Origin of the sequence: Okeania sp. SIO3I5 (assembly GCF_010672085.1) — a bacterium.
Taxonomy (GTDB): domain Bacteria; phylum Cyanobacteriota; class Cyanobacteriia; order Cyanobacteriales; family Microcoleaceae; genus Trichodesmium.
This window is the reverse complement of the sequence record NZ_JAAHHT010000333.1, coordinates 1-5098: the sequence shown is the minus strand read 5'-3', so window position 1 is coordinate 5098 and position 5098 is coordinate 1. Positions and strand designations below refer to the sequence as shown.

The following is a 5098-nucleotide window of genomic DNA, read 5'->3' as shown; positions in this document are numbered from 1 at the left end:
ATCAGTTTTAGTGCCACCGATTTCACAGGCAAATACACCGACCCAGAAAGTGACCCCCTCACGAAAATCCAAATTACCAGTCTGCCAACAGATGGTACACTCTTACTCAATGGAGTAGCAGTCACAGTCAATCAAGAAATAGACGCGAGTGAACTAGGTAATATAGTCTTCGACCCCAACGAAAACTTCAATGGAAATACCAGCTTTGGTTGGAACGGATTCGACGGTCAAAGCTATGCTGACACACCAGCTCAAGTTAACATTGATATTACCCCAACCAACGACCCACCGGTGGCAGATGATGAGTCTTTCACCATGGATGAGGATGGAGGAACTATCCCTCTCGACCTATTAACAGGAGATACAGATCCTGAGAATGACACCCTCAGCGTTAAATCTATCAATGGCACAGATATCACTCCTGGTATTCCTCAAATTATAGGAGTGGATAATGGTACGGTAACTGTAGGAGCAGATGGTAGTGTGAGTTTTACTCCGACTCCTGACTACAACGGACCGATTACTTTTGATTATGTAGTCCAAGATGGTAATGGGGGAGAAGATACAGGTACTGTTACGGGTACTGTGAATCCAGTTAATGAACCGCCAGTGGCAGATGATGAATCATTCACTATGGATGAGGATGGGGGAACTCTCACCTTAGATTTATTAACCGGAGATACTGACCCTGACAATGACACCCTCAGCGTTAAATCTATCAATGGCACAGATATCACTCCTGGTATTCCTCAGACTATCGGAGTGGATAATGGTACGGTAAGTGTAGGAGCAGATGGCAGTGTCAGTTTTACTCCGACTCCTGACTATAACGGACCGATTACTTTTGATTATGTAGTTGAAGATGGTAATGGGGGAGAAGATACGGGTACTGTTACGGGTACTGTTAATCCAGTTAATGAACCGCCGGTAGTCAATAGCAGCGCCATTACCGTAGACGAAGCGAGTCAAGACACGGGATTAGGACTAACAGCTCCCACGGACGCTGATGGAGACACTTTAACCATCACCGTCACCGGACTGCCGACATTAGGTCAAGTTACCAAAGCTGATGGCACAGTAGTTAATAATGGAGACACGTTAACATCAGAGGAACTACAAGGACTACTTTATGATGCCCCTGCTGACTACAACGGTACAGATGACCCCGGAGATTTTACTTATAATGTTAGCGACGGTACAACAACCGTATCCGGTAGCACAGACATAAGTATCACCACAGTCAACGATCTGCCTACATTAGATTTAGATGGTAACGATAGCAGTGGAGCCACAGGAAACGATTACACAACAACCTTCACAGAAGGAGGAAGTGGAGTCGCCATAGGAGACAGTGACGTTGTTATAACAGACTTAGACGACACTAATATAGAATCAGCAACAATCATATTAACCAACCGACTAGACGGAGATACAGTAGAAAGCTTATCAGTCAACGGCACACTGCCAACAGGAATAACAGCTAGTAGCTATGATAGTGCCACAGGAACAATTACACTCACAGGCAGTGCTACACTAGCAGATTATCAGACTGCTATAGCTCAAATTGAGTACAACAATACTTCAACAAATCCCAACACCACTGCTCGGAGCGTGACAGTAGTGGTAAATGATGGGGATAGCGACAGCAACACAGCGACAACAACAATTGGCATCATAGCAACTAACAGCTCTCCTGTCGTAAATAGCAGCGCCATTACCGTAGACGAAACGAGTCAAAACACGGGACTAGGACTAACAACTCCCACGGACGCTGATGGAGACACTTTAACCATCACCGTCACCGGACTGCCGACATTAGGTCAAGTTACCAAAGCTGATGGCACAGTAGTTAATAATGGAGACACGTTAACATCAGAGGAACTACAAGGACTACTTTATGATGCCCCTGCTGACTACAACGGTACAGATGACCCTGGAGATTTTACTTATAATGTTAGCGATGGTACAGAAACTGTATCCGGCAGCACAGACATAACAATTAATCCCATCAACGACCCCCCAGTAGCTGACGACGAAACATTCAGCACTACCCAAGGAGACGGAGCAATCACCCTAGATTTATTGACGGGAGACACAGATCCTGACGGCGATGACAGCAACCTCAGCGTAAAATCTATCAACGGTATAGACCTAACCCCAGGCACAACTCAAACCATAACCGTGCCCAACGGCACAGTCAACGTAGCAGCAGACGGCAGCATCACGTTTACCCCAGACGCTGATTACACGGGAGATATTAGCTTCGACTACATAGTAGAAGACGAAGATGGACTGACAGACACAGGTACAGTAAGTGGAACTGTGAGTTCAGAACCAGAGGTCAACCAAGCACCGATCGCTAACAATGACAATGGTACAACATTTGTTGATCAACCAGTCACATTCAACATTACTGATAACGATAGCGATATAGACGGCAATATTAATCCTGATACCATTGATCTTGACCCAGATACACCAGGAAACCAAAAAACAACTACAGTGCCAGAAGGCACATTTACCCTAGACGATGACGGAAATCTTACCTTTACTCCAGAAGCAAGTTTTGTAGGAGAAGTGACCATCCCCTACACTGTTGCTGATAACAACAATCAAACCTCAAATCAAGCCAATATAACCGTTGAAGTGGTGAATACTCCACCCATAGCTACTGACGACAACGCCAGTAGCGAGGTTGGAGTACCAGTAACCTTGAACATAGTCAACAACGACATTGATAACGAGAACGACATCGATCCCAGCACAATAGACTTAGACCCAAACACACCAGATATTCAAAAAACATTAACAGTCCCTGGTGCAGGCACATTTACAGTAGATGAGGAAGGCAATGTCACCTTCACTCCCGTGGATGAATTTGTGGGAGAAGTAAATATTCCCTACACAGTAGCAGACAATAATGGCAGCACATCAGAAATAGCTAATATTAATGTTGGCATCACCCCAGAAGTGCCTTTTGCTATTGATGACAACGCTAACACCACTGTCAATACACCAGTTAGTTTCAACATTACAGATAATGACATAGCAGGTGAGGAAACTCAGATAGCTCCAGCAACTATCGACCTCGATCCTAGCATCCCTGAACCTGAAAAAACATTCACTGTAGAGGAAGGGAACTTTACAGTAGATGAAACTGGAGAAGTAACGTTTACTCCAACAGATGGATTTGTCGGTGAAGTCACAATTCCTTACACCGTAGAGGATATAGTAGGCAACATCACTAACCAAGGTCAGATTACCGTAGAAGTTATAAATAGTCCTCCTATTGCCACAGACGACAATGCCAGTACCTCTGTCAATCAACCTGTAACATTCAATATTGCCAACAATGATCTTGATCAAGAAGGAGAAGTAGATCCCTCGACAATAGATTTAGACCCAAGTACACCAGATATTGAAAAAATATTAGAAGTAGCAGGTCAAGGAATTTTCAATGTAGATGAGAATGGGGAGTTGACCTTCACTCCCGAACTAGAGTTTGCAGGTGAGGTGACAATTCCGTACACGATAGCAGACGAAAACAATAATGTATCAAATCCAGCAAATGTGACAGTGACAGTAGTTAACCTGCCACCTATAGCTACGGATAACAGTGAAAGTACGACAGCAGGGCAAGCAGTTACGTTCAATATTACTGATGATGACAGTGACCCTGATACGACACTCGATCTAACCACAGTAGACCTAGACCCAAGTACACCAGAACGAGACACTAGCATAACTGTACCAGGAGAAGGCAGCTATACAGTTGATGATGCTGGAAATGTTACCTTTACCCCTGAAGCTGGTTTCAGTGGTGTTACTACTCCAATTACATATACTATTCAAGATAACTTGGGAGCGGTTTCTAATCAGGCAAATATTTCCATAGAAGTCACCGAGACAGGACAATTAGAAGGTGACAGCACTACTACCCCACCCAACACCCCAGTCACATTCAGCATCATCGACAACGATGAAAACATCGACCCCACTACTATTGACCTAGACCCCGAAACAAACGGAATACAGAAAACAATTACAGTCCCAGGAGAAGGAACATTTACCGTAGACGACGAGGGTAACGTCACCTTCACCCCAGTGGATGGTTTCGAGGGAGAAGCATCCATTCCTTATGCTGCCGATGACAACGATGGCAACCCCTTAGAACCTGCTGATATATCCGTAAATGTCGAACCCACACCAGAATTAACAGATGATACAACCACAACCCCACCCAACACCCCAGTCACATTTAGCATCATCGACAACGATGAAAACATCGACCCCACTACTATTGACCTAGATCCAGAAACAAACGGAATACAGAAAACAATTACAGTCCCAGGAAAAGGAACATTTACCGTAGATGATGACGGAAACGTCACCTTCACCCCAGTGGATGGTTTCGAGGGAGAAGCATCCATTCCTTATGCTGCCGATGACAACGACGGCAACCCCTTAGCACCTGCTGATATATCCGTAAATGTCGAACCCACACCAGAATTAACAGATGATACAACCACAACCCCACCCAACACCCCAGTCACATTTAGCATCATCGACAACGATGAAAATATCGACCCTTCTACTATCGACCTCGACCCAGAAACCGACGGAATCCAGAAAACAATCACAGTACCAAACCAAGGAACATTTACCGTAGATGATGACGGAAACGTCACCTTCACCCCAGTGGATGGTTTCGAGGGAGAAGCATCCATTCCTTATGCTGCCGATGACAACGACGGCAACCCCTTAGCACCTGCTGATATATCCGTAAATGTCGAACCCACACCAGAATTAACAGATGATACAACCACAACCCCACCCAACACCCCAGTCACATTTAGCATCATCGACAACGATGAAAACATCGACCCCACTACTATTGACCTAGATCCAGAAACAAACGGAATACAGAAAACAATTACAGTCCCAGGAAAAGGAACATTTACCGTAGACGACGACGGAAACGTCACCTTCACCCCAGTGGATGGTTTCGAGGGAGAAGCATCCATTCCTTATGCTGCCGATGACAACGACGGCAACCCCTTAGCACCTGCTGATATATCCGTAAATGTCGAACCCACAC

Annotated in this window: 1 protein-coding gene; it reads left to right on the top strand. The window is 45.0% G+C overall.

Annotation, left to right across the window (positions count from 1 at the left end; genetic code table 11):
* Positions 1-5098: Ig-like domain-containing protein (locus F6K40_RS36885; RefSeq protein ID WP_293144173.1), on the top strand; the 5098-nt coding region annotated here is incomplete at both ends.